The organism is Arthrobacter sp. SLBN-122 (genome assembly GCF_006715165.1).
Lineage (GTDB): Bacteria > Actinomycetota > Actinomycetes > Actinomycetales > Micrococcaceae > Arthrobacter.
In genome coordinates, this window is record NZ_VFMS01000001.1 from 2,008,687 (window position 1) to 2,029,985 (window position 21,299).

The window sequence follows — 21,299 nt, forward strand, 5'->3', positions numbered from 1 at the left end:
AGAATATCGAGCCTTACGGGCACCCCTTAGTCAGGGTGGGGTGTACTTCAACCAAAAAATGGATACGTGGCACTGCCCCTGAATGAGGCTCCCTCGTAGGGAAAGCTCCTCTTCGGAGTTCGCTGAGATCGCCGCGTCCGACCAAGAATCACCTACGCACTACGTCGGCCTCGCGGGGGTTCGCGGCTCCCGCGGTGGCCCTACGAGTTCCGTGGGAAATCTTCGAATTTCGTTTGCCTCATGGGTAGTAGTGAGTCAGGATCAGCGATTTCTGCAACGAATTCGCCTGCACTCGCCAGACCCCGTACCGGCACTTGTCGCCTAAGGCGTGCCGGATGCCTGACTTTTGTCAGGCTGAACTAGGCAAACCTCCTGAAGAGAACGGGTCAACGCGGGCAGGGACAGATCCCCCGTTTCGTTTTGTGAGTACGGGGGACCTGTCCCTTAGTAACGTCGCTGATGACTGTCAGTGGTCTCGGGTCACCACATGGCCTTGTTAAGGGGCGTTACCGTGAGATTCTCGAGTCTTGCCGTTCCACCTTCCGAAAAGACGGACAGGTCATCTGCTCCTGCGGCTGGAAATACTTGGTCGGTCAGAGTTGCGAGGCCGTTTTGGGCAAAAACTTCGACGGACGCCCTGTCGATAAACAGCCGGAGGAGCAGTCGGTCGTTGATGAGCTGCACGGGGACGTCATCGACCGAAGCAAAAGCCGGATGAAAGCCTTCATTTCCGGAGTTTGTCCTGTCGATGAACACACGTCCGCTCTCACTTTTGTAGCCGATACGCGTTGCTTCAGTTCCGTTGCCCAGTACCTTCAGGCCGAAGGAGGACGCGGTTCCGGGGGAGAACTCAGCATCAATTTGAACGACATCTCCAGAGATGGGCAGACTGCTTGTGCCCGGCTGGATGTCCTGGGCCTGGGTTGTGGCGTATGCCGCGGCAGTGTTCTTCAGCGTGTTTGCCTGAGCTACCACTTTCTGTGTGAGCCGTGGCCCTTGCGGGGTTTGGGTGAGGAGCACTTCCCTGGGCAGGGCCATGGTGCCGCGCCAGGTGGTGGTGGGTGTGGCCTGTCCGTAATCCCAGTTGTTCATCCAGCCCAGCATGATCCGTTTGCCGTCCGGGGCGTTGTTGAAGGAGACAGTGGCGTAGTAGTCCCTGCCCCAGTCCAGCCAGTCGTGCTGTTCCTGCCGCGTGATGTCGGATGCGACGAACTCGTCAGCCAGAATGTGCCCCCAGTCTCCGCGGTTGTTGTCCACGATCCTGATGGCCGCCTGGCTGCCCTGGAACTCGCTTACATCCCAACTCTTCCAGTCCAGGTGTTCCGAATCGGAGCCAGTCGCGGTGCGGACCGTCTGCCCGTTGACCACGAGGTTCACGGTGGTTTCACTGCTCCTGGGTTTAGCCGGCTCCGAGCCCAGCACCATGTTGTCCAAGGTGAGGTGGCCCCACGGCCCCGTGGCGTTGTCTACGATTCGAATGCGGGCAACTTGACCGAAGTACTGCGATACATCCCAGTTTTTCCAGTTCAGGTCACCTGAATTTGTTCCGGTGGTGGTACGCACTGGGACTCCGTTGACGAGCAGTTCCACTTGGAGCTGCCCGTCGGGCCGGTTGCCGCCGCCTAATAGGAAGGCGATGTTGTTATTGGTCAGGTAGAACTCTGGTGATGTGATGGTTCCGACGTTGTTATCTGCCTTTGCGCCGCCCTCAAAGGTGTTGATGCGTTTTCCGATGGCGAATTCACCGCCTGCGGTTGAGGGGTTTCTGGCTGCCTCGAAGTCACCGGTAAGTTGCCATCCGGCGTTTGTAAGTGTTCCGGGATAGTCGAATCCGTCGAACAGCAGGTATCCCGGAGGGGCTTGGTTGCCTGATTGCTCGCCGGGCTTTTGCGGGTGATTTCCACCGCCGGTCAGGAAATTGATGTAGTCCTTGGGCACAGTGAACGTCGCCGATTCCATCGCGCCTACGGGGGAGTCGCCGGCATGGAACCCGTTAACCAGGCCGGCCCCAATGAACCCGGTGACTTCCTGCTGTCCGGCCAGGGTGCCGGTGGCAGGGGAGCTGCCCCAGGGCGCGGATGCGTTGGAAGGATCGTTCTGCACGTTCCAGCCGCTGTAGCTGCCTGCGTTGAAGCCTGCGACCGGGGTGCCGGGTGGTGGCACGTCAGCGGCGTCGGTGGTTTCGGAGGTGAAGGTTGTGCCATTGAAGGAACCGACAAAGTATTGTCCGCCGCTTCCCCCAGCGACCGCTCCCGGATTGATGTTCACCACGAGCACCCATTTGATGTTGTTAGGGTCCCCGTCCACGGCGAGGGGGAACAGATCCGGGCATTCCCATTGCCCGCCCGTTGCATTAGCGGGCTTGAAGTCATCCAGATAATCCCAGTTTTTGAGGTCGTTGCTCTTGTAGAAGAGAACCCGGTGTTCGTTGGCTTCCACGGCGGACATCACCCAATAGGACCCGGCTGGTCCCTGGTACCAGAACACCTTGGGGTCACGGAAATCGCTGGTGTTCCTGTTCAGGACGGGGTTTCCGGTGTATTTAGTCCAGGTCTGACCGTCGTCGGTGCTGTAAGCGAGGGACTGGGCCTGCTTGCCGGGAAACGTCGGATGGCCGCCAGTGAAGTTACTTGTGTAAACGGCAACCAGGGGCGGATTCTGAAGAGTCCCGAAGCCGCTGGTGTTTTGCGCGTCTACAACAACGGAACCGGAAAAGATGTCCTCCACGGACTGCCCGGAGCTGTTTAATGTTTGGGGGATCGCCACCGGCTTTTCCTGCCAGTGGAGCAGGTCAGTTGACGTGGCATGCCCCCAACTCATGTTCCCCCAAGTCGTTCCGGTGGGGTTGTACTGGTAATACATGTGATAAACGCCTTTGTGGTAAACGAGCCCGTTGGGGTCGTTCATCCAGTTCTTTTGGGGCGTGTAATGCAGGTATGGCCGGTATTGCTGGGTGGCCGGGTCCGGGTCGCTGGCGTGGGCGGGGGCGTGCGCCATGGTGAGGGCCGAGGCAGCCAACACCACTGCCATCACTGTGGCCCACCGCTTCCTTGTACGAGTGATCCTCATTGATTCATGTCCTTCGACTGCATTCGTTGGAGCCGCGGATGCTCCCTCGGGCCAACTGTCGTTTCACGTGCGTGGGCGGAAGGAGCGCAGAACGGTGGATTAGGGCGTGGCCCGGAACGAGTAGGAGCTGGTGTACTGGACAAACTCGGCCGATGTGCCGCTGTCCAGGATTTTGGTTCCGGTTGTAGAGCCGTCAAGTACCACGGTGTTCACGGGCACGGAGGCGACCGTGTTGTTGACTGCGATGTAGTTGTTCGCACCCGAGGCGACCAGGACGATGGTGGGCTTTTGGCCCTGCGGCTTCACTGAGGCCGAGGGTACGTCGTAGGAGAAGTGGTTTCCGGTGACTGTGTTGGCGCTGCCCACGATGTGAACGAGTCCAAAGAGGTCGTCCAGTCCGTTGTTGTAGGGCTTGAGGGGGTCGAACGGTTCCATTTGCCGGAGGAAGTGGTTGGAGCCAAGCAGGTTTTCGGTGCAGCTGTCTTCAAAATTCACCATGCCCGGGTAGAAGGCATGGAACCGGTTGGCGGTGATGGATGAACGGGTGCAGTTTTTGAAGTGGACGCTGCTCTTGCCCCGGGGGAACACGTTGTTGGCGGCTACAAGCAGGCCCATGTGACCTTCCGCGAAGATCGAGAAGCCAACGTAGCCGGCGCCGATGAGGTTGTCCGTGACTTTTGAGGCTTGCCCGGACCCTGTCAGTTCTATGCAGCTTCCGCACTCGGCCAGGAAATTGCCGCTCACGCTCAGGGCGTCCGTGTCCCGCACAACGAGGCCGTGTTCGAGGTAGACCATGCCCATGCCTTCGATGCGGCAGGAGTCGTTGGCGGAATCAAAGCGGATGCCTGTTTTTCCGTTCACATATGAGTTTTGGTTGGAGTTAAAGGACACGCCATCGAGGCAGAAGTTTTGGAAGATGATGGAGCTTAGCCTGGGGTCTCCGGTGCGGAAAACGCGGAATGCGTCGGTATTGCCGTCCGTGTTTTCTACGCGGATGCGGCTGCCGCCGGGGTTGATCTCATGCCAGCTGGAGGTGTTGCCTGCGTTGTATCGGATGCTGCTGGAAGTGAATCCATGCCCGGAGCCGCGTATGGTCAGGAAGCTGATATCCACATTCACACGGGTCTTGAGTGAATAGTCGCCCGGCGGGATGTAGACGACGGCGCCTGGTTTTGAGGCTTGGCTGGTTTGTTGAGACTTCACATCGGCGATGATGCTGTTGATGATGAGCCCGATGTCGTTGTAGGGGGTGGCTGAGGGGTTTCCTGGAACGGACCAGGTGGTGACGTCATAAACAGATGTCAAAGCTGATGCTCCTACTTCGTTGGGGGAATTCGTAGCCGGTTGGGGACTTTAAGCGGGTGAAGAGGGCTAAAGCACCCCGATAAGGTGCCGGTGGCCCGGCAGCTCAGGAGAGCCTTGCCCTGGGAAGGACTCTTTACCTGACTCGGCCTGGCTGGTTCCTGTTGCGGCAGCATGGCTGGCCGCGAACAGGGCCACGACCATTGCAGCCAAGGAAGCCGATCCCGCTCGAAGCACAGTTCTCCGATCGGGATTGTAGGGGTGGGATTGCACGTGAAACTCCTTCGTTTGAGTTCGGTGGGAAGACCTGGGCCGCGAGATTGCGTGTGGAAGCTTGCGCAAAGTAGTGAAATCTGCCAAAATGCCAAAACGGTTTTTCGTGGCCGCGCATTCACGTTAGGGCCTCTCATTGCCAGTCGTCAAGAGCCTGGATGAAACATGATGTGACGCTTGACACCCTGCGCATGGGGTCCTATGTTGGGTGCCAAGTCGTTTTAGCAAAACGGTTTTTCGCCCCATATCATTCTCACCACTTCCGTTCGAGAGAAAGTGAGTCGACAGCGATGTCCACTCGTAAAATCATCAACAGGCTCGCCATCGGCGGCATCTGCACCGCCGTCGCCCTGGGCGCCTCGGCGTGCGGCGCAGGGGGCCCGGCGACCACGTCGGGAAGCGCCGGCACCAGCCCCGTCAACGTCCTGGTAGAGGCCGGCGGCCACGCCGAGCTTACCGGGGTCGCAGAACAGTGCAAGAAGGACGCCGGCGTTGACGTGAACTTCGTCGAACTGCCCTATGACGGCATGTTCAACCGGCTCTCCAGCGAATTTTCCTCCGGCAATGTCTCCTTCGACGTCGCCGCCCTGGATTCGGTCTGGCTGCCCAGCTTCAAGGACGCCGTCCAGCCCATCGACGAACTCTTCACGGACGAGGCCAAGAAAGACATCTTCCCGGCCCTGGTTAAGGAAGCCAATGTGGATGGGCACTTCATCGGCATGCCCGCGTGGACAAACGCCGAGATCATCCTGTACCGCAAGGACCTGTTCGAGGACGCCAAGAACAAGGCAGACTTCAAAGCCAAGTACGGCTACGAGCTGGCTGCCCCCACCACCTGGAAGCAGTACCAGGACATCTCCGAGTTCTTCACCAAGGACGGAATGTACGGCACGGACGTCAAGGGCGGCGTCGAAACCGAATGGCTCGCCCACGTCCTGCAGGCCGGCTCGCCCATGGTCCTGGACGGCGACAAGGTGGTCATCGACAACGCCGCCCACAAGGAAGCACTCGATTTCTACGTCAGCCTCGTCAAGTCAGCGCCCTCAGGCGCAGCACAGGTGGATTGGGCCGCCGCTCAAAACCTGTTCAACCAGGGAAAGACGGCCATGACCCGCTTCTGGGCCCACGCCTACCGCCAGATCCCCACGGACTCCGCGGTAGCCGGCAAGGTCGGAACCGCTCCCATGATAGGCGGAAGTGCCGGCGTCGGCGCCGTTCCCGGCCCCTGGTACCTTACGGTCCCGAAGGCCACGAAGAACACCGAAGCGGCTAAGAAGTTCGTCAAGTGCGCCTACGACTACAACGACAAGGGCATCGAATCCAGCCTGGGCCTGGCTTCCCGTATCTCCGCGTTCGAGAAGTACCAGGACAAGGCAGGCTACGAAAGCTTCGGACCCCTGATCGAAACCCTTAACGGCAAGGCCACCGCCACCCGCCCGGCCACCGAGAAGTGGCAGCAGATCGTAGACACCGTCCTGGTCCCGATGCTGCAGAAGGCCGTAGCCGGCGGTGACTCCACCACCCTCCTTGCCGACGCCAAGAAGCAGATCGAGGACCTCCTCAAGTAAGACCACCGCGGCCGGCACCTGATTCACCGGTGCCGGCCGCGGTCCCGACCAGTGGAAGAGAAAACCGTGCGTATCTCCGATCGCCGCTTCGCATTGTTCCTAATGACACCAGCGGCGCTGTTCCTGGCAGTGTTTGTCGCCTTCCCCCTGTTCCGCCTCGTCGCGGACAGCTTCTTTAAGATCTCGCCGATCGCTGGCGGCCCCCGCGACTTCGTGGGCCTGGATAACTACTTCCGCGCTTTCGCCTCCGACGCCTTCATGGGCGCGGGCTGGCGGACCCTGGCCTACACCCTGGTCGTGGTCACCCTCGAATTCGCCCTGGGCCTGGGCATGGCGCTGCTGTTCACCACCCTCGGGCGCAGCTCCCAAATCTGGCGGACCGTGTTCATGTACCCGCTGATGATCGCCCCCATCGTGGCAGGCCTCCTCTGGAAATTCCTGATGATTGATAACTTCGGCCTCATCGGGACTCTCCTGCACCAGGCCGGCATTTTGTCCAACCCCAACCAGATCGGCTGGCTCTCCGATCCAAACATCGTGCTCTACTCCGTCGCCGTCCCAGACATCTGGCTGACCACGTCGTTCATGTGCCTGGTGCTCTTCGCAGGACTGCAGAACATCCCCGGGGACCTGATAGAAGCCGCACGTCTGGACGGTGCACGCGCGCCTGCCCTGCTGTTTCGCATCATCCTGCCCCTCCTGCGGCCCGTCATCGCCGTGGCCCTGGTGGTCCGCGGCATTGACGCAGCCCGGGCGTTCGACACCATCCTCATCCAAACCAATGGCGGTCCGCAGTCCGCCTCGGAAACCATGAGCCTGCTGATTTACAGGACCATGATCCGCTTTGGTGACCCCGGGCTGGCAAGCGCCATGGGCACCCTCTACCTGCTGGCCATGCTCACCGTCGCGTTCGTCGCGGTGTCCACCATCTGGCGGCCAGGAAAGGACAACTGATGCACGTCGCCGAAAGAATTGAGCACGACGGCGGGACCCCGGCCAAGGCGGCCACGGCACCTTCAGCGCCGGCCGCCGTCATCCCCCTGCGCAAGCGCCGCGGCGTCAACCGGGAAGGGCTCGAAGCCGGCCGGCGCAGCACCAGGACTCTGCTGTGGATCCTCCTCGCCGCAGCGATGGTGCTCTACGGGTTCCCCTTCCTGTACCTGCTCTTCACCTCCTTCAAGACCCCCATCGATACCATCGCGGTACCCCCGACCATCCTCCCCAGGGAATGGACGCTGGAGAACTACACCAACGCACTGGGCCGCAGCGGAGTCCTGGCTTCCTTCATTAACAGCGTCCAAACGGCCATTATCAGCACCGTGCTTTCGCTGGTGCTGGCGGTCCCGGCCGCCTACGGCATCACCCGGTACAAGACCCTCAGCGGCCGGATCTTCATCATGGCCGCCCTCGTCACCCGCATGGTGCCGCCCGTGGCAATCGGCATCCCGCTGGCCTCGATGATGGCATCTATGGGCTTGTCGGATACTCCGATCGCGCTGTCCATCGCCCACACCACGATCTCGCTGCCGCTCTCCATCTGGCTAATGGCCAGCTTCTTCGAAGCGGTTCCGGGTGACCTAGAGGAAGCAGCAACTGTGGATGGCTGCAGCAGGCTGGGCGCGCTGTGGCGGGTGGTGATCCCGGTGGTCTCCGGAGGCATCGCCGTCACCGCGATCTTCGCCTTCCTGGCCTCCTGGAACGAGTTCCTCTTCGCACTCCTGATGACAGCGATCCGCTCCCAGACAACGCCCGTGGTCATCGCGAACTTCCAGACCCAATTCGGCCTGGACTGGGGATCCATGACGGCGCTGGCCGCCGTGTACTCCATCCCGGTCATCCTCCTCACCCTTCTCTTGCAGCGCAAGATCGTCGCAGGCATGACGCTCGGCGCCGTCAAGGGCTAGACCACCAACAATGAAACAAACAACAACCCACGCGGGAAGTCGAAAGGTGCGAAAGCATGGAATTTCGGCAGCCAGATAGCCCGCTCAACGGCGTGGCACTAAGGCAACGACTATTCCTCGGTAGCCTACTGGTACGAGACCGGAAAGCACCCGCCGGGAACAGATGCCTCCGGTCGAGGAACGGCTTCTTCGACGCTGGCCTGAACACTGCCTCCGTGACGAGCAGAATTCGGCCCCTCAAGAGCATCACCAACCATAAGGACGTGGGAGACAGATGAGCAACAGGAACATCGGTATCAAGGACGTGGCCGTCGCCGCCGGGGTCTCCGTGACAACTGTCTCCCACGTGCTCAACGAGGTTTCCTATGCCCGAATCAGCCCCGGAACCAGAGACAAGGTCAGGACCGCCGCCGAGGAACTCGGCTACGGCCCGAACCGCCTCGCCCAGGCCTTGCGCACGCAGCGGACCGGCATGCTGGGTCTGGTCAGCGAGGACATTGCGACGACGCCCCACGCGGGCCGGATCATCCTCGGTGCTGACGAGGCAGCCAAAGCACGAGGGTACAACCTCATGATCATCAACACCTCCGGCTCCGCAAGCCTCGAATCCCGGCAGGCCGACGTCGAGGCCCTCCTGGAACGCCGGGTTGACGGAATCCTCTACGCCACCATGTACCACCGCAACGTAGAGCTGCCGGCCAACCTCCGCAGCGTACCCTCCGTCCTGGTCGACTCGGCGGCCATAGGCGGAAACATCACAGCCGTGATCCCCGACGAGGAAGGTGGCGCGCGCGCGGCCGTCGGTGCGCTGCTCGCCGCCGGCCACACCCGAATCGGATTCCTCAACAACACCGACGATGTCCCCGCAACCCGTCAGCGGCTGCAGGCCTTCCGGGCCACGCTGACCCAAGCAGGGCTCGACGGCGACGCCGCACCTGTCGAGTCCGAGGTCTCCGAGGTGCAAGGCGGCTATGAAGCAGCCCGGCGGATCCTGGACCGTGAGGACCGACCCACGGGCTTGTTCTGCTACAACGACCGGATGGCCATGGGAGCCTACCGCGCGGCTGCGGAGTTGGGACTATCCATCCCCGGTGACCTTTCAGTCGTCGGCTTTGATGACCAGGAACTGATTGCCGCCAACCTTCACCCGGGTCTCACCACCGTGGCCCTGCCTCATTACGAGATGGGTGTTTGGGCGACCGAGCACCTGATTGACGCCGTCGAAGGGAAGACAGACCTTACCCTCATGGCACTTCACCCGACCATTCTGAGCTGCCCCCTGGTGCGCCGCGATTCCATCACGGCTCCCCGGCAATAAGCAGCCAGCCCCTTCCATTACACGAGGAACACCAGACATGACCAGCTGCCTTGATGCCGCACGCCCGGAAACAGCCCCGGAAGAAACCTCCAGGTTCCGGCCCGCCATCCACTTCACGGCAAGGGATACTTGGCTGAACGATCCCAACGGACTGGTCTTCTACGACGGCCTGTACCATCTCTTCTTCCAGAACAACCCGTACGGCAACGTCTGGGGCAACATGTCCTGGGGCCACGCCACCTCCCGCGATTTGCTGCACTGGACGGAGCACCCTGTTGCCATTGCCTGCGACGAGACCGAGGACATCTTCTCAGGCAGTGTCGTCGTTGACCATGGCAACACATCCGGTTTCGGCGCGGCGGACGCACCTGCCCTCGTAGCCATTTACACCAGTGCCTACAAAGCCGGGTCCGAACACAGCGGCACGCAGGCCCAGTCCCTGGCCTACAGCACAGACGCAGGAATGACCTGGGAAAAGTACGCCGGGAACCCAGTCCTCACCAGAAACTCCGCGCACTTCCGCGATCCCAAAGTCTTCCGCTACGAAGGCAAACACGACCCCTGCTGGATCATGGTCGCCGTCGAAGCCCAGCACCAAAAGGTGGTCTTCTACCGTTCGGAGGACCTTAAATCCTGGGACTTTCTCAGCGACTTCGGCCCGGCCAATGCCGACGCCGGCGAATGGGAGTGTCCGGATCTCTTTCCCCTGGCGGTGGACGATGATCCCGAGAACATCAAGTGGGTGCTCATTGTGAACGTCAACCCCGGCGCAGTGGCGGGCGGTTCCGGCGGGCAGTACTTTGTCGGGGAGTTCGACGGCATCCGGTTCGTCCCCGACGCCGGTTCACTCGCGGCGCCGGCCGGGGTCAGCGCCCTCGGTGATTCGGCCGCGGCCGCTGCGGCGCTGCAGCAGTGCCTATGGCTGGACTGGGGACGCGACTGCTACGCCTCAGTATCCTTCAGCGATGCCCCGGATGAGCGGCGCATCATCATCGGCTGGATGAACAACTGGGACTACGCCAACGAGCTACCCACTGCCCCTTGGCGGTCCTCGATGACCCTCGCCCGCGAACTGCGCCTCACCGCACTCAACGGCTTCGCCCGCCTGGTCCAGCAACCTGCTCTAGCGGGCCTTACCACTGGAGAAGATCTGACTGCGGCTCACGAGCAGCTGCGATCCGGCACGTTTGAGCTGCGGGATTCGACCTTCCGGTTGCCTGCTGCTGTACCAGACAGCGCCCAGGTTATCGAGGCGGAAATACGGCCCGGAAATGCCGAATATGTGGCCTTCCACCTGTTCGGTAACCCTGACGAAACGACGGGGACCGTGCTCAGCTACAACGCCACCACCGGCCAACTGGTGCTGGACCGTCGGCGGTCAGGAAACACTGGCTTTCATGAGAAGTTTGCCTCCGTGGAATCAGCCCCGCTGGTCCTTGAGGACGGCGTGCTCAAGCTGCAGATCGTCCTCGACCATTGCTCAGTGGAGGTGTTCGCGCAGGACGGCAAAGTGGTCCTAACGGATCTCATCTTCCCCGCCGCCAGGAGCCAGGAAAACTGGCTGACGGCTGGGGGAGGCACAGCAACCGTACTCAAACTCGCGGTCTCAACACTCAGCTGAAAGGTCCAACATGCCATCAGTCCAGCAAACCGGCGCTGACCTCCAGCCTGCCTCTGACGTAGTCGTTGTAGGTGAAGCCCTCGTGGACATCGTGGTCTCACCCCAGGGCAGTGTGGAGCACCCCGGCGGGTCACCTGCAAACGTTGCCTACGGGCTAGGACGCCTGGGCGTGACCACCGGGTTGCTGACCTCGATCGGCGACGACCACTATGCCGCCGCCGTCGGCGAACACCTGCGCAGCGCCGGGGTTCATCTGCTACCCGGATCCCGGCGCCCTGGCGCAACCGCTACAGCAACCGCGGTCCTGGCCTCCGACGGTTCAGCACAGTACGACTTCGACATCCGATGGGATTTCCCGCGGATTACTCCCGCCACCATGCCCAAAATCCTGCACACCGGCTCCATAGCCACTTTCCTGGCGCCGGGAGCGGCCGTGGTGAAGGAGATGCTCGAGCAAGCCCATCAGCGCTGCGTTGTCACCTACGATCCGAACATCCGCCCTGCACTGCTCGGCAGCCAGGCCGAGGCGAAGACCATCTTCGAAGAACTCGTCCCGCTCACGGAGGTGGTCAAACTCAGCGACGAGGACGCACGCTGGCTCTATCCGCGACTGACCCTGGAAGACATCGCGGCACGCATCCTCGGACTCGGGCCTGGGCTCGTCGCCGTCACCATGGGAGCAGAAGGATCCCTCCTCACAACCCACGCCGCGCAGGTAGCCGTTCCCGCCGTCGAGTCTGCCGTGGCGGACACCATCGGGGCCGGGGACTCCTATATGTCCGCCCTGATCTACGGACTCCTCATGCGCGGAGCGGACGGTCTGGCACCGTCAGTGATGGAATCGCTGGGCCGGATGGCAGCCAAAGCAGCCGCCATCACCGTCCGGCGCCCGGGCGCTCAGCCCCCAACGCTGGAGGAACTGCGGGAAGACCTGCCGAAGCATGAACCGGTTGCCCCATAAAAGCTCCGGCGTTATCAGTCTGAGAAACCACAACATCAAGGGAAGAAGCAATGCCGAGCAATAACTACTACGACGTCACGGCTTGGCCCGTCGGCAATCCGGCCAAGGACGTAGGCGAGGTCCTCAACAGCATCATCGCCGACATCAAGGACCGGCAGAGCGCCACAAACGTGGACGACGGCGGAAAGCCTGGCGCGGTGATCTACATCCCGCCGGGGGACTACCACCTCCGCACCCAGGTGGTCATTGATGTCAGCTTCCTCCGGATCGAAGGCTCGGGGCACGGGTTCACATCGTCGAGCATCCGGTACAACGTTCCCGAAGAGGAATGGCCGGACTTGCATGAGCTGTGGCCCGGGGGAAGCCGCATCATCGTGGACCTTCCCGCCGCGGAAGGGGACGAAGCCAAGGGGGCCGCCTTCTACGTCGAGCGGAGCGGGAACCCGAGGATCAGCTCCGTGGAGTTCTCCAACTTCTGCATCGACGGGCTGCATTTCACCCCGGACGGCTCCGGCATGCACCCGGAGAACACCTACGTCAACGGCAGGACCGGCATCTACGTAGCCAGCGCCAACGACTCCTTCCGCGTCACAGACATGGGCTTTATCTACCTGGAAAACGCCCTCACCATCTACAACGCCGACGCGCTCTCCATCCACCACAACTTCATCGCCGAGTGCGGAAGCTGCATCGAACTGCGCGGCTGGGGACAGGCATCAAAAATCACGGACAACCTGGTGGGGGCAGGCTTTAAGGGCCACTCGGTCTACGCCGAAAACCACGGCGGGCTCCTCATCACCGCGAACAACATCTTCCCGCGCGGGGCGAGCAGCATCCATTTCAGGGGCGTGACGCGTTCGAGCATCACAAACAACCGCCTGCATTCGTTCTACCCCGGGATGGTGCTCCTTGCGGACAACAGTACGGAAAACCTCGTGGCCACCAACCATTTCCTGCGTGACCACGAGCCCTGGACGCCGTTTCTGGGCATCGACAACGGACTGGACGATGTCACCGGACTCCTCAGCGTCAGCGGCAGCAACAATTCCGTAATCGGCAACCACTTCTCCGAAGTCCTCGACGCGCAGAGCATCAGGCCTGCGGGTGCAACGCCTGTCATCATCCGGCTGAAAACGGGGGTGGGCAACTTCGTCTCCAACAACCACGTGGTGGCAATGGACGTTCACCCCAAGGCAAGCGACTCCTGCTACGCAGCCCAGGTGGACGCCCTCTTGACTACCGGAGCGCCTGACGGGCTCGCCGTCACAGCCGTGCTGGTCGACCCCGAATCGTCCCGGAATACGATCCTTGACTCCGGAACCGATGCCCAGATTGTGGCCGACAGAGATATAAACGCCATTAGGGCCACACCCACGGTAGGTTCCGAATTCCGTCGGCGGCTCGAATCCGCGAGCAAAGCAAGCCGCAGCCAATCCGTCGAGTCGTCACTCGCCTCAACGCGGGCTACCGAACTGGGAAATAGGGGATGAGTTGCCAAGCTGCCGGGCCGGTAGGTTGGCAGCTCCCCGCACACCGGGGGATGACGATCACCTGGGTAAAGGGTCCCTCAACCAGGCATTATAAAACGCCGATAATAAAGATTCTGTCAGCCTGGCGAGGCAGGGAACTTGCGGTCTTGGCGTTGCGATAAGAGCCTGTGCGAGACTGTCTGCCAGGCGTTCTAGATCGCTCTGGCCTGGCGCAGGTACTGGTAAACCGTTTCGCGGCTGATGCCGTAGTCGTGGGCGAGGACGACTTTTGGAACACCGTTCTCAGCACGATGCACGAGCTCGGCGGCCCGTTCGGCGGTCAAGGTCTTCTTCCGCCCCTTGTAGGCCCCGCGCTGCTTCGCCAGGGCAATTCCCTCGCGCTGACGTTCCCTGATCAGGGAACGCTCGAACTCGGCGAAAGCACCCATAACGGACAGCATCAAGTTGGCCATGGGGGAGTCCTCGCCGGTGAAGACCAGGCTTTCCTTCACGAACTCCACGCGTACCCCTTTGCGGGTGAGGCCTTGGACGAGAGCACGGAGGTCATCAAGGTTTCGGGCCAGCCGGTCCATGCTGTGCACCACCACGGTGTCACCGTCACGGGCGAAGCGCAGCAGCTCGGCGAGCTGTGGTCTGGCGGTGTCCCTGCCGGAGGCCTTGTCCGTGAAGACCTGGTCAAGAACCTGGCCGTCGAGCTGGCGCTTTTCATTCTGCTCCAGCGTGCTTACCCGTACGTATCCGATCCGCTGTCCGCCCACCGTAACCTCCAACCGAGTGCCTGTGAGGTTGAGTTCTAGGCTTGTCCTACAAGCAAGTCAAGACCTGACTGCAGTGTTGTCAGGTTGGGATGTAGGACAGCGGACAGTCGGACCCTGTTGCTTCAGATCGGCTTGGAGACTCAGAACTTAGCCGCGAGCAGCTGGCCGCGCGGTAGATTCCCTCAATAGGAGCGTGGGTCCGACTTTCGAGTCCGGGATGATGTCCGGACTAGTGAGGCGCTGCTGAAGCAGTTGAAAAGTCCTTGTGCCCAGATCCTTGAAGTCAGGAGCCACCGTTGCGAGGGCGGGCCAAGTGAATTCGCTGAACGGCTGGTTGTCCCAGCCGACGATGGATACTTCTTCCGGGACTCGGACGCCTTTTTCGTGGAGGGCGCGTAGTGCGGCGACGGCGAGTCCGTCGTTGGAGCAGAAGATTGCGGTTATTTCCGGGTCTTCAGCGACGCGGAGGCCCTGCTCGTAACCGGACCTGGGTGCGCGGGTTGCTTCCAGGACTGGTGGGGGAGTGATGCCTGCATCGGTGAGTGCGTCGTGCCACCCTTGGTAGCGTCCTGAGAACTGGGTGAGGGGAAACAAGCCGAGGTGGTGCACTGTGTGGTGACCGAGTTGAAGTAGGTGTTCCGTTGCCTGGCGACCGGCTGCGTATTCGTCGATGAATGCGTAGGGGAAACCGGGCTGTCCGACGGGAAAGCCGGACGCGGCTACGGTCGGAATAGTGGTCGGGAGTTGGTTGAGTACTTCAGCGGCTGACGGGTCGAAGTCCAAAACAATGATGCCGGCGAGCTGCTGTTGGAGAGCAGCCTCCAAGGCCGCTTTGACGTCGGGTCCTTCGGCGGATTTCACTGCTGAGATCACGACGGAGTAGCCTGCGGCTTGGGCGGCTTCTTCAATGCCGGCGAGCGTGTTCGCATATCCGTAGGACGCGGTGCTGGCGGTGAAAATCGCGATCATCGTGTGTTTGCCGCTTCGGAGGTTCCGGGCGACCGAACTGGGCCGGTAGTCGAGTTCTTTGATGGCGGCCTCGACGCGTTCCCTGAGTCCTTGGCTTACCGGGATATTTCCTGTCAGGACGCGGGAAACTGTCGGCACGGAAACGCCTGCCATACGCGCCACGTCGGCGATGACAGGTTTGCGCGAATCGTTGGCGATGGTCATTTCAATCCTCGTTGTAGTGTGCCGGCTGCTTTGAAGACTATCCGGCTATATGGGTCTTTGCGTGCACTTGCCTCCTGACGAGCAACCACGCCAGCAGGGCCGGCACAAGGCCGCTGCCCAAGGGGATCAATGTAGGCAGGCGGAGAGCAAGTACTCCCCACGTAGCCAGGCCGATTACACATCCGCCGAGGGGAAGGGGCCTGCGAAGGACTAGCTGCAGTGCTGCCTCCCACAGGTTTCGGCCACTCGTCTCATTGTCTGCTTCCATGGCGGCTGCCAACAGCGCAAGGTAGAGGCCTGCGGCGGCACCGCACAGCGGGATGATGACGCACAGCGCTGCTGTGCCGAGCGCTCCGGGTGTCGATAGCCAAAACAGGATCGAAAATGCAGCCACCACCGCGAGGAATGCGGTGGCGATGCCGGCTAGCGCAAGGCGCTTCCACGCCCAGGAAAATTCACTCATGAAGCGTCGGAAAGTACCTGGTTTGTCTTCCAGAATGACTTGGTGGAACGAACGCTGGAGGGCCACCGCCGCGGGCAACATGGTTACGAGGGGAACGCTGATCACGACAAACAGCAGCTGCAGCAGCAGCGCTTCACCAGTGACGTCGAAGGCGGCTACGACGGCCGCTCCCTTGGAGTGTGCTTTTGCCTTGTTCATTGCGTTTTCCTTACCGCGGCCTCGTTGCTGAGGATACGCCTCCACCCCTTTGAGCCGATCCCCAAAAGTGTGACTTGCATCGCTGATATCGATATCATACACTGGTTTGACCCCGCCATCCATTGTCGGATGGCTACTTCAGGAGGATTGATATGGCACGTCGACGTGCGGGAATTCTTTCGCTGGCGGTCGCCGGCACCCTTGCCCTTAGCGCTTGTGGCTCCGGCGGTGCGTCCACCGCTCCTGCCTCGAACCCGGCAGAAGCCACCGGTACGCTCCGCGTCCTGGTGCCCAGCTACCCGGCCAGCAACGAGGGCAAAGCGGCCCTCGACAAAGTAGTTGCTTCGTTCAACGCGAAGTACCCGAAGGTCACGGTCGAGCCGGACTTCGCTACGTTTGACACCTTGAACCAGAAGATTTCCACGTCCATCGCCGGCGGCCAGGGCTACGACGTTCTGGTGACCGGCATCGGGTGGGTACCACCGTTCGCTGCGAAGAACGTTTTCGAGGACCTGTCCAGCTTCGGGGCGTCCGCTGATTCGCTGGGCAAGTCGACGGACCCGGGGCTTGTCCCGGCGTCCGAGTTCAAGGGCAAGGTCTACGCTGTGCCGCTGATCGCGGCGCCCAAGCCGTTGGCCCTGCGCAAATCGTTGTTCGAAAAGGCGGGTCTGGATCCGACCAAGCCGCCGACAACGATGGATGAGCTCAAGGCCGATGCCGAGAAGCTGACGGTGAAGGATGCCGCCGGCAATATCACCCAGGCGGGCTTCGACTTTTGGGCAGGTCCGGGCGGTTACCGCCAGGACTTCGTCGCTTTGCTGGGTTCGCTGGGCAAGCCGCTGTATGACGGCGACGGTAACCCGCAGTTCGCCGGAGCTGAGGGTACCCAGACCCTGGAGTGGATGAAGAGCATGGTGAACAATGTGCAAAAGTACGGCGCACAGAATGCCGCCAAGTCCCCGTTGGTCAACACCGGCGAAGCGGCCATGGGCTTTACCGGTGGCTACATCGATTGCTCGGACAAGGGAGTGGGCAAGGCTACGTGTGACGACTTGGTCTACTTCAACCTCAAGGACAAAGAGGGCTCGATGTTTACCGGCGGCCAGCTCGCCTCGGTCGGTAAGAGCAGCAAGCTGAAGTCAGCTGCCTGGGACTTCATCCAGGAACTGGGCAAGCCGGAGGCCGAATCGGGAATCGCAACGCTGAACTTCGCTGTCCCGGCATCCAAGGACGCCGCCGGCTCCGACGTTGTGAAATCCAATCCGGCGAGCACCTTCGTGGCAGCCAACCTTAGTGACGCGAAGTTTGAAGGGGGAGCGGCCAACTGGCTCGAGCTCCGGGGGACTTTCGGCACCGGCCTTGACGATGCTCTGCTGGGTAAGAAGTCAGTGGAGGACACCCTGAAGGCACTGGAGCAGCAGTCAAAGTGAGCACTCTCAAAGAGACCAAACCAGCGGTGCGTGCGGCGGGGGCGGCTCATGCCCGCGCCGCACGCCCCGAGGTGCGGAAGTCACGGCTCACCCGGCAGCAGTCCCGCGCCGGCTGGTGGCTCCTGTCGCCGGCGCTGCTGCACTCAACATTCTTCCTCGCCGTCCCAGCTGTTATAGCCATATTCCTCAGCTTCACCGACTATGACTTTTCCGGGACCTGGAAGCTGATCGGAATCGAAAACTACACGGAGCTGTTTCAGGACACCCGGTTCCAGGCTGCACTGCGAAACACGATCGCCTACACACTGGTAGTGGTTCCCCTGTCGATGGCCCTGGCACTGCTCATCGCACTGGGGCTGAACCTGAAAATCCGCGGGCTGGGCTTTTTCCGCACGGTATATTACCTGCCCGTAGTCACCGCTACGGTTGCCGCGGCATCGGTATGGTTGTGGATCTATCACCCGAGTGCCGGCTTGGCGAATGCAGTAGGCAGTCTCTTCGGCCTAGCCCGTTCCGAATGGCTGAACGACCCCGGCACGGCCCTGCCGGCACTGATGGCAGTGGGAATCTGGCAGGGGCTTGGCGCCAAGATGATCGTGTACCTGGCTGCGCTTCAGGGGGTCTCCAAGGAGTTGCTCGAGGCCGCCAATCTCGATGGCGCCAACCGCTGGCAGGTCTTCCGGAACGTTATTTGGCCAGCCCTCGGCCCGGCACATTACTTCGTTCTCATCACTGCCATTGTTCAGACCTTCCAGGTCTTTGACCTCGTCTTCGTCATGACCAAGGGCGGCCCGGTCAACTCGACAACCGTCCTGACCTTCGACATCTACAACAACGCCTTCGAAGGCCTCCGGCTGGGCTACGCGTCCGCGGAAACAGTCATCATGCTCATTCTCATCGCGGTCTTCATTTACCTCGGCGGCCGTTCGCAAAGGAATACCCAGGATGGACAGTAAGAAACTCACCCCCGGCCGCGTGGTCCTCTACGCAGTACTTCTGCTGGGCTCGATCCTGATGGTCGGTCCGTTCATCTGGATGATACTGACGGCGTTGAAGTCCACCGGTGAAGTCAGCACGTTCTCCTGGTTGCCGACCCAGTTCCACTGGGACAACTTTCTCGAGGCCATGAATGCTGCCCCGTTCCTGCGCTACTTCGGCAACAGCCTTCTTTTGACGATCGGGGAGACAGCCCTGACATTGGTGTTCTGCACCATGGCCGGATACGCGCTGGCAAAGGCCCCCATTCGCGGAGCCAAGGGGATCCTGAACTACTTCATCGCCCTGATGATGGTTCCGTTTCAGATCGTGCTGGTGCCGTTGTTCCTGCTGGTGAAGTCGATCCCGCTGTTCGGGGGTAACGACATCCTGGGACAGGGCGGTACGGGCTGGCTGAACACCTGGTGGGCTCTGATCATCCCCTTGGCGATTGCACCGCTCTACACCTTCCTGGCCCGCCAGTTCTACGTGACACTTCCATCGGAACTGGCGGATGCAGCACGGGTGGACGGACTTGGAGAATTCGGGATCTTCTTCCGCATCATGACGCCCCTGGTCAAGCCGGCCCTGGTCACCATCGGCGTCTTCCAAATTGAAGCGGCATGGAACAGCTTCCTGTGGCCCCTCATCGTCACCAACTCCGATGAGCTCCGGCCCCTGCAGGTAGGGCTTGCGATCTTCTCGCAAGATCCGCTCAACGTTCAATGGCCCTACCTCATGGCCGGCGCCACGCTCGCCACGCTGCCCATGATCATCCTGTTCATCTTTGCCCAGAAGCGCTTCGTTGAGGGCATGGCCAGTGCAGGCCTCAAGGGCTGACCCTTCCACACAAGAGGAACAACATGATCACGCCGTCAGCCTCGACGCTGGGCGCACCGGGGATACCCCTGGACGTCATCCTGACCTGGCTGCAACAACACCGCATCCATGGCATCGAACTGCGACTCACCGCAGGGGAAATCGCCGACCCACACATGGGCATACCGGCCCGGGACGACCTAGGACGCAGGATTGACGCAGCAGGTGTGCAGGTAACGGCCATCGCGAGCTACGTGAAGGTGGCGGCTCCGGGGCCCGATGAAGCCGTCCTCGCCGAGCTCATCCAGGCAATCGACTTCGCCAGGGACCTCGGGGCACCGATGGTCCGGGTATTTCCCGGAGCAGACATCCGGCCTGCCGCCTTCACCGAGGTCCCACCCCTGGTGGAATCACGTGCAGAGGTGGATGAACGGGCGGCACGAAGGCTCAGTGCAGTCACCTCCTACGCGGCTGGCCTCGGTGTCCTGCCGGTGCTGGAGACCCACGATTCGCACCCCACTGGAAAGGACGTCGCACGGATTCTGAACCGGGTGGACGGACCTGTGGGGGTGGTGTGGGATGTGCTGCATCCCTGGCGTGTAGGCGAAGCGCTGGACGAGACGTGGAAAACTCTCGCGCCCTGGCTGACAACCGGCCGCGGCTGCGTCCAGATCAAAGACGCCGACATGCCAGCCAGCAGTACACCCGTGCCCATCGGCGAGGGTTCCTTGCCCACCGAGGAGTTTGGCCAACTGCTGGTCCGCAACGGATACCGCGGCCCGGTCACTCTTGAATGGGAAAAGGCCTGGTACCCGCAGGCGGCGCAACTGGACATCGCACTGGATTCCGTCCGGACATGGCTCGACAGACATTGGGAAAAGGACATCAATTGAGTGCAGCACTGCACAGCACCACCGCGCCAAAAACGCCCCGGTTCCGGCCCAAAGTGGCCCTGGCAATGCAGGACGCCGACCTGCGGGACGCCCTGTTTTCCAAACGCCTCCGCAGCCGGCTCGAATCCATCTGCGACTGCGACTTCAGCATGGTCATCCAGGACTTCAAAGCCACACCCGATGAAGCCCTTGGAGATGTTGACGTTCTCCTCACCGGCTGGTTCTCTCCCCGCATCGACGCAACTGTTCTTGCCCGGATGCCCCGGCTCAGGCTTATTGCCCATGCAGGTGGAAGCGTCAAGGGGCATGTCCTGCCTGAATGCTGGGAACGGGGCATAACAGTGACAACGGCTGCAGAGGCCAACGCGTTGCCGGTTGCCGAATACACCCTTGGCCTCATCCTCCTGGCCGGAAAGTCAACAATTGCTGCCAGCCACCTCTACACCCAGCGCCAAACCAAAATTGACCGGGAGCTGGAATTCCCGGACAGCGGCAACTACGAGCGGTCGATTGGGATCGTTGGAGCATCCACCATCGGTCGGCTTGTTCTGGAACGCCTTCGACCGTTCGACTTTGACGTCAGTGTGTATGACCCGACGATCAGCGACGCCGAAGCGCTGCGGCTGGGTGCCCGCCGGCTTGGCCTCCATGAGCTAATGAGCTGCAGCGACATCGTGTCGCTGCACGCCCCGGTACTGTCCGAGACCGTGAACATGGTCGGCCCTGCCCAATTGGCTGCGATGAAGGACGGCTCGACCCTGATCAACACCGCCAGGGGTGAACTGGTAGACCACAACGCACTCATTGCTGAGCTGGAAGCAGGCCGGCTCAATGCCTTCCTGGACGTCACCAGCCCGGAACCATTGCCCGCCGGCCACCCGTTGTACAGCCTTCCCAACGTACTGCTGACTCCCCATATTGCCGGTTCGATGGGTACCGAACTGCACCGGCTGGCGGCCTACGCAATCGAAGAAATCGAACGCTACGCCGCAGCGGAGCCCCAGCGGTTCCCTGTCGGCCTCACCGACCTGGTGAGGATGGCCTAACGATGGAAAGCAGTTTCATTTCATGGTCAAACGGCACC

General features: G+C 61.4%; 17 protein-coding genes. 12 read left to right on the forward strand and 5 right to left on the reverse strand.

Going from position 1 to position 21,299, the window contains the following annotated elements:
- Positions 1-480 precede the first annotated feature (480 nt).
- Together FBY36_RS09410 and FBY36_RS09415 are read right to left on the reverse strand one after the other, a co-directional pair.
- Positions 481-3,069, reverse strand: a complete 2,589-nt coding sequence (locus FBY36_RS09410; RefSeq protein ID WP_142118819.1) for a GH32 C-terminal domain-containing protein — start codon at positions 3,067-3,069, stop codon at positions 481-483.
- A gap of 99 nt (positions 3,070-3,168) precedes the next feature.
- The gene (locus FBY36_RS09415; protein ID WP_142118821.1) at positions 3,169-4,374 is read right to left on the reverse strand and encodes a NosD domain-containing protein; all 1,206 of its coding nucleotides are present in this window, start codon (positions 4,372-4,374) and stop codon (positions 3,169-3,171) included.
- A 560-nt stretch (positions 4,375-4,934) separates the two neighbouring features.
- On the opposite strand from FBY36_RS09415, the gene FBY36_RS09420 reads away from it, so the two are divergent.
- From FBY36_RS09420 to FBY36_RS09450, 7 genes are all read left to right on the forward strand, one after another.
- The gene (locus FBY36_RS09420) at positions 4,935-6,212 is read left to right on the forward strand and encodes an ABC transporter substrate-binding protein (protein ID WP_142118823.1); all 1,278 of its coding nucleotides are present in this window, start codon (positions 4,935-4,937) and stop codon (positions 6,210-6,212) included.
- A 66-nt stretch (positions 6,213-6,278) separates the two neighbouring features.
- Positions 6,279-7,166, forward strand: coding sequence for a carbohydrate ABC transporter permease (locus FBY36_RS09425; RefSeq protein ID WP_142118825.1), 888 nt, complete (start codon positions 6,279-6,281; stop codon positions 7,164-7,166).
- The gene (locus FBY36_RS09430) at positions 7,166-8,116 is read left to right on the forward strand and encodes a carbohydrate ABC transporter permease (protein ID WP_142118827.1); all 951 of its coding nucleotides are present in this window, start codon (positions 7,166-7,168) and stop codon (positions 8,114-8,116) included. Before FBY36_RS09425 ends, FBY36_RS09430 begins: the two co-directional genes overlap by 1 nt.
- A 274-nt stretch (positions 8,117-8,390) precedes the next feature.
- Positions 8,391-9,434 (forward strand): LacI family DNA-binding transcriptional regulator, encoded by a 1,044-nt coding sequence (locus tag FBY36_RS09435; protein WP_142118829.1) that lies wholly within the window; start codon positions 8,391-8,393, stop codon positions 9,432-9,434.
- 37 nt (positions 9,435-9,471) lie between these two features.
- Positions 9,472-11,055, forward strand: a complete 1,584-nt coding sequence (locus FBY36_RS09440) for a glycoside hydrolase family 32 protein (protein ID WP_142118831.1) — start codon at positions 9,472-9,474, stop codon at positions 11,053-11,055.
- A 10-nt stretch (positions 11,056-11,065) separates the two neighbouring features.
- Positions 11,066-12,016: a carbohydrate kinase family protein gene (locus FBY36_RS09445; protein WP_142118833.1), complete on the forward strand. Its 951-nt coding sequence runs from the start codon at positions 11,066-11,068 to the stop codon at positions 12,014-12,016.
- 50 nt (positions 12,017-12,066) lie between these two features.
- A complete protein-coding gene (locus FBY36_RS09450; RefSeq protein ID WP_142118834.1) occupies positions 12,067-13,506 on the forward strand; it encodes a NosD domain-containing protein in 1,440 nt (479 codons plus the stop codon).
- Between the two features lie 191 nt (positions 13,507-13,697).
- Here the strand turns inward: FBY36_RS09450 and FBY36_RS09455 are convergent, their stop codons facing one another.
- The 3 genes from FBY36_RS09455 to FBY36_RS09465 form a co-directional block, all read right to left on the reverse strand.
- Positions 13,698-14,264, reverse strand: coding sequence for a recombinase family protein (locus tag FBY36_RS09455; RefSeq protein ID WP_142118836.1), 567 nt, complete (start codon positions 14,262-14,264; stop codon positions 13,698-13,700).
- 147 nt (positions 14,265-14,411) lie between these two features.
- On the reverse strand, positions 14,412-15,437 hold the full coding sequence (locus tag FBY36_RS09460) for a LacI family DNA-binding transcriptional regulator (RefSeq protein WP_142118838.1): 1,026 nt from the start codon (positions 15,435-15,437) through the stop codon (positions 14,412-14,414).
- Between the two features lie 37 nt (positions 15,438-15,474).
- Positions 15,475-16,098, reverse strand: a complete 624-nt coding sequence (locus FBY36_RS09465; protein WP_160141884.1) for a DUF624 domain-containing protein — start codon at positions 16,096-16,098, stop codon at positions 15,475-15,477.
- Between the two features lie 152 nt (positions 16,099-16,250).
- On the opposite strand from FBY36_RS09465, the gene FBY36_RS09470 reads away from it, so the two are divergent.
- The 5 genes from FBY36_RS09470 to FBY36_RS09490 are packed head-to-tail and all read left to right on the forward strand — an operon-like array spanning position 16,251 to position 21,261.
- Positions 16,251-17,528 (forward strand): extracellular solute-binding protein, encoded by a 1,278-nt coding sequence (locus FBY36_RS09470; protein WP_142118843.1) that lies wholly within the window; start codon positions 16,251-16,253, stop codon positions 17,526-17,528.
- Positions 17,525-18,484: a carbohydrate ABC transporter permease gene (locus tag FBY36_RS09475; RefSeq protein WP_200830474.1), complete on the forward strand. Its 960-nt coding sequence runs from the start codon at positions 17,525-17,527 to the stop codon at positions 18,482-18,484. Before FBY36_RS09470 ends, FBY36_RS09475 begins: the two co-directional genes overlap by 4 nt.
- Positions 18,474-19,343 carry a carbohydrate ABC transporter permease gene (locus tag FBY36_RS09480; protein ID WP_142118844.1) on the forward strand — a complete coding sequence of 290 codons (870 nt, stop codon included), beginning with the start codon at positions 18,474-18,476 and terminating at the stop codon, positions 19,341-19,343. Before FBY36_RS09475 ends, FBY36_RS09480 begins: the two co-directional genes overlap by 11 nt.
- Before the next feature lie 23 nt (positions 19,344-19,366).
- Positions 19,367-20,215, forward strand: coding sequence for a sugar phosphate isomerase/epimerase family protein (locus FBY36_RS09485; protein WP_142118846.1), 849 nt, complete (start codon positions 19,367-19,369; stop codon positions 20,213-20,215).
- Complete coding sequence (locus tag FBY36_RS09490; protein ID WP_235008778.1) at positions 20,212-21,261, forward strand: hydroxyacid dehydrogenase; 1,050 nt, start codon at positions 20,212-20,214, stop codon at positions 21,259-21,261. Before FBY36_RS09485 ends, FBY36_RS09490 begins: the two co-directional genes overlap by 4 nt.
- Positions 21,262-21,299: the final 38 nt, after the last annotated feature.

Excerpts from the sequence above, each read along its gene's own strand:
- FBY36_RS09480 (WP_142118844.1), top strand. The coding sequence starts at position 18,474 with ATGGACAGTAAGAAACTCACCCCCGGCCGCGTGGTCCTCTACGCAGTA.
- FBY36_RS09410 (WP_142118819.1), bottom strand. The coding sequence starts at position 3,069 with ATGAGGATCACTCGTACAAGGAAGCGGTGGGCCACAGTGATGGCAGTG.
- FBY36_RS09435 (WP_142118829.1), top strand. The coding sequence starts at position 8,391 with ATGAGCAACAGGAACATCGGTATCAAGGACGTGGCCGTCGCCGCCGGG.
- FBY36_RS09465 (WP_160141884.1), bottom strand. The coding sequence starts at position 16,098 with ATGAACAAGGCAAAAGCACACTCCAAGGGAGCGGCCGTCGTAGCCGCC.
- FBY36_RS09450 (WP_142118834.1), top strand. The coding sequence starts at position 12,067 with ATGCCGAGCAATAACTACTACGACGTCACGGCTTGGCCCGTCGGCAAT.
- FBY36_RS09430 (WP_142118827.1), top strand. The coding sequence starts at position 7,166 with ATGCACGTCGCCGAAAGAATTGAGCACGACGGCGGGACCCCGGCCAAG.
- FBY36_RS09485 (WP_142118846.1), top strand. The coding sequence starts at position 19,367 with ATGATCACGCCGTCAGCCTCGACGCTGGGCGCACCGGGGATACCCCTG.
- FBY36_RS09445 (WP_142118833.1), top strand. The coding sequence starts at position 11,066 with ATGCCATCAGTCCAGCAAACCGGCGCTGACCTCCAGCCTGCCTCTGAC.
- FBY36_RS09420 (WP_142118823.1), top strand. The coding sequence starts at position 4,935 with ATGTCCACTCGTAAAATCATCAACAGGCTCGCCATCGGCGGCATCTGC.
- FBY36_RS09470 (WP_142118843.1), top strand. The coding sequence starts at position 16,251 with ATGGCACGTCGACGTGCGGGAATTCTTTCGCTGGCGGTCGCCGGCACC.
- FBY36_RS09440 (WP_142118831.1), top strand. The coding sequence starts at position 9,472 with ATGACCAGCTGCCTTGATGCCGCACGCCCGGAAACAGCCCCGGAAGAA.
- FBY36_RS09460 (WP_142118838.1), bottom strand. The coding sequence starts at position 15,437 with ATGACCATCGCCAACGATTCGCGCAAACCTGTCATCGCCGACGTGGCG.